This window comes from Embleya sp. NPDC008237 (assembly GCF_042956465.1).
In the GTDB taxonomy this organism is placed as follows: domain Bacteria; phylum Actinomycetota; class Actinomycetes; order Streptomycetales; family Streptomycetaceae; genus Embleya.
On sequence record NZ_JBIBGL010000003.1, the window covers coordinates 797,196 to 803,934 of the forward strand.

6 protein-coding genes are annotated in these 6,739 nt (G+C 71.5%); 5 read left to right on the top strand and 1 reads right to left on the bottom strand.

What is annotated here, in order from left to right; translation table 11 throughout:
• Positions 1-220: 220 nt before the first annotated feature.
• The gene (locus tag ACFZBU_RS10415; RefSeq protein WP_391583049.1) at positions 221-808 is read left to right on the top strand and encodes an NTP transferase domain-containing protein; all 588 of its coding nucleotides are present in this window, start codon (positions 221-223) and stop codon (positions 806-808) included.
• Between the two features lie 154 nt (positions 809-962).
• On the opposite strand, the gene ACFZBU_RS10420 is transcribed toward ACFZBU_RS10415, so the two are convergent.
• Entirely contained in the window at positions 963-1,493 is a 531-nt protein-coding gene (locus ACFZBU_RS10420; RefSeq protein ID WP_391583050.1) for a cell division protein SepF, read from the bottom strand.
• A 443-nt stretch (positions 1,494-1,936) separates the two neighbouring features.
• Here ACFZBU_RS10420 and ACFZBU_RS10425 point away from each other — a divergent pair, with 443 nt between their 5' ends.
• From ACFZBU_RS10425 to ACFZBU_RS10440, 4 genes are all read left to right on the top strand, one after another.
• Positions 1,937-2,683, top strand: coding sequence for a hypothetical protein (locus tag ACFZBU_RS10425; RefSeq protein ID WP_391583051.1), 747 nt, complete (start codon positions 1,937-1,939; stop codon positions 2,681-2,683).
• A gap of 64 nt (positions 2,684-2,747) precedes the next feature.
• Positions 2,748-5,342, top strand: a complete 2,595-nt coding sequence (locus ACFZBU_RS10430; RefSeq protein WP_391583052.1) for a PQQ-binding-like beta-propeller repeat protein — start codon at positions 2,748-2,750, stop codon at positions 5,340-5,342.
• Positions 5,343-5,566: 224 nt separating this feature from the next.
• Positions 5,567-6,007 (top strand): DUF6325 family protein, encoded by a 441-nt coding sequence (locus ACFZBU_RS10435; RefSeq protein ID WP_391583053.1) that lies wholly within the window; start codon positions 5,567-5,569, stop codon positions 6,005-6,007.
• Positions 6,008-6,121: 114 nt separating this feature from the next.
• Entirely contained in the window at positions 6,122-6,586 is a 465-nt protein-coding gene (locus ACFZBU_RS10440; RefSeq protein ID WP_391583054.1) for a hypothetical protein, read from the top strand.
• Positions 6,587-6,739 lie beyond the last annotated feature (153 nt).

The window sequence follows — 6,739 nt, forward strand, 5'->3', positions numbered from 1 at the left end:
CGCATTCGGATGGCTCGGCTGCGCCAAGCACCCGCCTTCCCCGGAGGCAGCCGAGCTCGCCCCCCGGCGCGTCAGCGCCCCCGACCCGGCCCGCCCCGTGATCGACGCGCGACACTCGGAGAGCCGCGAAGCCGCAAGCGTGGACTTCGCGACCCGGAGCGAAGCGTGAGGACACGAAGTCCCGAGCGAGGGGCGACGTCGCCGACAGGAAGGAGCGCCCGTGAGTCATGTGGTCGGGTTGTTGTTGGCCGCCGGGGGTGGGCGGCGGCTCGGGGGTCGGGCCAAGGCTCGGTTGCGGCACCGGGGGCGGCCGCTGGTCGAGTTCGGGGTCGGCGAGTTGCTGCGCGGCGGGTGCGACCGGGTCGTGGTGGTGCTCGGGGCGGAGGCCGACGTCGTGCTGGCCGAGGCGGATCTGGGCGGCGCCGTCGTGGTGCGCAACGACGACTGGGCGAGCGGCATGGGCTCCTCGCTCACCGCCGGAGTCGCCGCCCTGCCCACCGACGCCGAGGCCTTCGTGGTCACCCTCGTGGACATGCCGGGCGTGGGCGCCCCCGCCGTCGCACGCCTGATCGCAGCCTCCGGCACGCCCGAGGACCTGATCGCGGCGGCCTACGCCGGCAAGCGTGGTCACCCCGTCCTGTTCGGCCGCGCCTGGTGGCCCGAACTGGCCCGCACGGCCGAAGGCGACGCCGGCGCCCGGGTCCTGCTCGCCGAACAGCGCGCTCGACTAAGGCTGATCGAGTGTGCCGACATCGCCGATCCGTTCGACATCGACACACCCGCCGACCTGGACCGACTCGACCCCTGAACGACAGGACGGACCCGGCCCCACCAGGGCCCGGGTCCGTCCTGTCGTGCACGGCGGCGGCCGGTCGAAGCCGCCGACGACACCCGGCGGCCGACCACACCGAACACCAACCAAAGCCGACCGCACCCGCCCGCCGGCCACACTCACCCGCCGGCTACGCCTGGTTGAAGAACCCGTCGTGGTTCTGCTGGGTCGGGTCCCCCGTCAACAGGCGCGCGTCGGCCGGCATGAGCAGGAAGACCCGTTTCGCCAGCCGCTCGATCGCACCGCGGCGGCCGAAGGTCAGCCCCGAGGCGAAGTCGACGACCCGCTTGGCGTCCGACTCGTCCATCGCCGTCAGGTCGATCACGACCGGAATGTCCTGCCGGAAGTATTCGCCTATCGCTCTGGCCTCGTGGTAGCTCTTCGGGTGAACGACGGCGATCCGCGTGCTCGGCCGGGCCGGCGTCTCCGAGGCGGCTGCCCGCGCGGCGAACACCTCCGACGCCGGCACCACGCTGCCCTCCAAGGCGCGCGAACGCGACTCCTCGGGCTCGTCGTCGTAGACCCAGCGCGACCCCGTGTCGTCGTCCTCCGCGTCGTATGTACCGGTCTCGTAGGCACCCGCGCCGGTGCGGTACAGGTCGTCGTCCACGTCCCCCGAACCGATCCCGAGCCACGAGCCGGCCTTGCGCAATGCGCCCATGGGCACCTCCGCGTCCGCTCGTCCCGGCCCCGTCCGGGCTATCTCGTCATCCTCCACTCGACCGAACTGTATGCGAGTGCCGGGTCTGGTGCGTCGAACGACGCGCCTATAAACGGACAGATCATCCAACCGACCTCGAACGGGCGTACCCAGTGCGGCTTCTGACGCCATTTGAGGTCTTTATCCGCGCATTTCGAATCGAACCGCATCGAAAGTCCGAGCGCGCCATTCGAACACGATAACTCGAACGGATGTACGAATACCCGAATTTCCGCCACCGCCCCCAGAAGAACGTCGCCCACCCCCACAATCGTGCGCGGTCCACCGAACGAGCGACGAAGGACGCCGAAGGACGACCAAGCACGACGAAGCACGGCAACCGACCCCTACCGGTGGACCGGGCGCAAGTCGCACACTCGGATGCGACATCTTCGGAGGTGAGCATGGATTCGCCTTTCCGCATCGTGCGGCCCCCTCGTCCGCTCGAAGAGCCGTATCCCTCGCGTTCCCGCATCAACGAACAGGTGGGCGTCGTCTGGGAGTGGGGGATGCGCGAGGATCCCGCGGCGGCCGTCCGGCTCTACCACCAACTCGGCGAGGTCGCGAGCAGGGTGCTCGGGGGCACCGATCGCGACACGCTCAACATCCGCCGCGCATACACCCACTTCGTCGGCCTGGACGGCGATCCCCGGCGCGCCGCCCAGTTGTTGGCCGGCCTGATCCCGGTCGCCGCGCAACACCTGGGCGCCGGCGACTGGGTCACCCTGGACATGCGGCTGTGTCACGCCCGATTCACCGGCGAGGGCGGCGAACCACCGCGCGCGGTCGCCCTGTTCACCCAACTCGTGGCGGACATGACCCGCGCGCTGGGCGCCGAGGCGGAGAGCACGCTGACCGCGCGCAGCTTCCAGGCCCGGTTCACCGGCGAGTCCGGCGATCCGCTCCGGGCCGCCGCGATGTACGGCGCGCTCGCCCTGGACTCGATCCGGATCCTGGGCGCGGACTGCCTGGAATCGCTGGTCGCCCGCGCGGGACACGCGGTCAATCGCGGCCTCGCGGGCTATCGCGGCGAGGCGCTGGCCCTGTACGACCCACTGATCGCCGACTTCGCCCGAGTGCTGGGTCCGGATCACGCCGAGACCCGGCAAATCCAAATCTGGCGACAGTATTTCCGAGGGGGAAGCACCTGATTCCCGCTTCCGCGCGGCGGCTAAAGTGGCCTCTCCTGTACGACCGGAACGGGGAACGGTGGTCATGGAAGCACTGCGCGACGGGGATCCGACGCGGCTCGGGCCGTATCGGCTGCGCGGCCGGTTGGGCGAGGGCGGGATGGGCGAGGTGTTCCTCGGCACGTCTCCGAGCGGGGTTCGGGTCGCGGTCAAGACCGTACGCCCGGAGTTCGCGACGGACCACGGCTTCCGGGACCGCTTCCGGCGCGAGATAGACCTTGCCCGGCGGGTGGACAGCGCGTGGACCGCACCCATCGCCGAGGCCGACCCGGACGCGCAACCGCCGTGGCTGGCCACCGAATACCTGACCGGACTGTCGCTGTCCGAGGCGATCACCCGATACGGCCCGCTGCCCGAGGGCGCGCTGCGTGTCCTGGGCGCGCAGTTGGCCGAGGCGCTGATGGCCATCCACCGCGCCGGCCTGATCCATCGCGACCTCAAGCCGTCCAATGTCGTGCTCGGCCGGGATCGGTTGCGGGTGATCGACTTCGGCATCTCGCGCGCGGTGGACGACGGCGGCCAGGGACTGACCGGGACGGGTCGCGTGGTCGGGTCGCCGGCGTTCATGTCGCCGGAACAGGCGGCGGGCCGAGCCCTCGGGCCGGCGAGCGACGTGTTCTCGCTCGGCTCGGTGCTGGTGTACGCGGCCACCGGGCGGGGGCCGTTCCATCAGGATCCGCCACTGCCGCAGTTGCAGATGATGTTGCGGGTGCTGCGCGAGGAGCCGTCGTTGAGCGATGTGCCGGACGGAGTCCGGGACTTGCTCGCCGAATGCCTGGACAAGGACCCGACCCGTCGGCCCGAGCCGATCGCCGTGCTGGAACGCTGCATGGGCGACGACGAACCGCCGCCCGCGACTTCGTGGTTGCCGGCCGGACTCGCCGCCGAGCTGGAGCGGCGGCACCTGGGCGATCCGACAACGCCGGTCGAGGTGGCGAACGACGCCCCGCAGCCGCCGACTCGGGCCCTGGGCATCGGAGCGGACAACGGCCCATCCGCCGCGACGACCCGGGCAGCACCCATCGGCCCGGGCGCGCCGGTCGCTCCCGATGGGTCCGGCCCACCGCCCCAGCCGAGTCTGCCGCCGACCGTCGGCCTGCCGGACCCGCCGACCGGGGACGTCTCGGACCCGCCGATCGGAAAGAAGGCATTGGCCCGTCGAACCTTCCTGTTCGGCAGCGGCGCACTCGCCGTGGCCGCGGCGGGCGGCAGCATCGGGTGGCTGCTGATGGGCGACGAGACGAATCCGGGCAAGCAGGTGTGGTCGTACCAGGCCGGCCCCGCCGCCGGCTCCTCGCTGAGCGTGCAGGGCGAGCTCGTCTACCACGTCGCGGAGGGCACGGGCGGCGGCAATGGCCAGGTCACCGCGATCGACGCGGAGTCCGGCAAGCAGGTCTGGCGCAAGGCCACCGCCGGCAGTTCGGTGTCCGCACCGCTGACCACGAAGGACCACGTGTTCGTCGTCTCCTGGACGGTGGACACCTCCGCGTCCGTCCCGGAGCCGTCCCAGCCCTCGACCTGCACCGTGCACGCCTTCGACCCGGTCAACGGCGAACAACGCTGGTCCCTGGAATACGCGGCCCGCTGGGTCAACCTGCCGGCGAGCCTGGACGGCGGATTGTTGTACCTGGGCGTCGCCGAGGCGAACACGTACGGCGCCGACCCCGGGCGGATCGTCGCGATCGACGCGGCCACGCACCGGGAGGTGTGGAAGGCGGACATGTCCCGGGACACGGGACTGCCGGCGACCCCGGTGTTCGCCGGCGGCCTGGTCTACGTGATGGCCGAGCCCAGGACTTCCTCGAACCCGGCGGTGATCCACGCCTACGACCGCACCGGCATTCAGAAGTGGGAAATCCCGTTCAAGGACTGCCCGTGGGGCCGCAACGTGGTGCCGGTCGGCGATCGGGTGCTCGCGCTGGTGACCTCCGGCCGGGTCAACGGCTTGTACACCTGGCAGCGCTACGCCCGGGACGCGAACACCGGCGCCGCGATCTGGGGTCCGATCCCGGTCAAGGGCGGATCCTGCAACGGCCTCACCCTCGCCGGCGACACCGCCTTCCTGGTCTACGACGCGTCCGACGACGAGGCCAGGTCCGGCGTGGTGGCGGTGGACCCGCTCACCGGGGCGCAGGCGTGGAAGTACGAGATGGAGACCCGCAACGTCACCGGCATCACCCGGGTGGGCGACGTCGTCTACGTGGCGAGCCACCCCTCCAAGCCGCAGGCCGGTGTGCTGCCCTCCGCCACCGGCACCGCGTCGCCCACGAACGGACCGGCCACGTCGGTGGCAAAGGGCGCCGTTTACGCGCTGGAGGCGAAGACCGGCAATGTCGTCTGGAAGCGCGAGATGCCCTCCTACGGCGCGCTGGAGACGCCGGTCGTGGCCAACGGCAAGGTGTACGTCTCGATGGACGCGACGTCGACCGGCGCGACCGGCGACGACGGCGCCCGACTGTTCGCCCTGGAGGTGAAAACCGGCAAACCGGCCTGGCAGGTCGTGTTGCCGGCGGAGGTGTCCTCACGGGTGGTACCGGCGAAGGGCAACGTGTACCTCGGGCAGTGGCAACGCACGGACGCCCCGAAGCGGGCGGCATCGGTGGTCGCGTACGAGGGGTGAGCCCGGTGCGGATCGGGACCGGGCCGGGTCCGGCGGATCCCGGTGGGGTCGCGCGGCGACACATGAATGTGCGCGAAGCGGGAACGGGAACGAAGTTGCGAGCATGCTCCGCTTCACCGCCGCAGCCGCGCCTCGCACCGCCGCACCCACTTCACCAGCTTCACCCGCTTTCCACTGCCGCAGCCGCTCTCCACCGCCGCACCTACTCCCCGAGACGAGGAAGCATGGCCGAGTTGGGACCCGTCGACGCCATCGTGTTGGGCTTTCCGGGCCAACGGCTGACCTCGGCCGTGCTGGACGCGTTCGAGTCGGTCGAGGAGCGCGGGGACGTGCGGTTGATCGACGCGCTGATCGTGGTCAAGGACGTCTCGGGCGAGGTGAGCAGCCACGAGGTCAGCGAGTTCGAGGGGCTGCGCGACATGGCGGCGGAGTTGGCCGCGCGCGAGATGCTGGGGCTGGCCGGGGACGAGGACGCCGATCAGATCGGGCAGGTCATGCCGCCCGACTCGCTGGTGGTCGTGCTGTTCGTGGAGAACATCTGGGCCCGCGAGGTGGCGACCCGGATCCGCGATTCGGGCGGCCGGCTGCTCTCCTACACCCGCTTGCCGCAGTCCGTACTGGACGACGCGGAAGAGACGCTGGCCGGGACGCCCGACGGCACCTGAACGGGAACGGATCGATTCCCGAATGGTAAAGCCGGGCAAAAGGTCGCAACCCGCCCCACCGGTTGGGCGTCTCCATCGGTGCAAGGGCACATCCCCAAGCAAGCGGAGGTCGACATGACCGCCAGGATTCGCCGTACGGCCGCCATCACACTGGCCGCCGGACTCCTCCTCTCCGCCGGCGCCGCCGCTCCGGCACTCGCCGCCGACGGCGGTGCACCGCCCGGCGCGCATCAGTCCCGACAGATCGGTGTCGTGCAGAAGGTGACCGCCTTCTACGACCAGTACCTGTCCGCCGTCAACGGCACCAACCCGAACATGGACCCGACCGAGGTCCGCAACGAGTTCCTCACCCCCGAGCTGAACGCCCGCCTGGACGCATGGGCCGAACAGAACATGGCCGACCCGGTCTTCCGCGCCCAGAACACCCCGCAGAGCCGCGACGTCCACTACGAGGGCAGCGGCGCGGGCAGCGCAACGGTGATCGTCACCGAACACTTCGGCGACTCCACGATCGACGTCTGGTACCGCGTCCCCCTGGCCGGCGGCCGGATCACGGACCTCACCGACGCACCGCAATAGCCGGCACCCACACCGGCACGCGGAAGGGGGGCCCCCCCCCCCCGGGGGGGGCCCCCCCCCCGGGGGGGGGGGGGGGCCCGGGGGGGGGGGGGGGGGGGCGGGGGGGGGGGGGGGGGGGGGGGGGGGGGGGGGGGGGGGGGGGGGGGGGGGGGG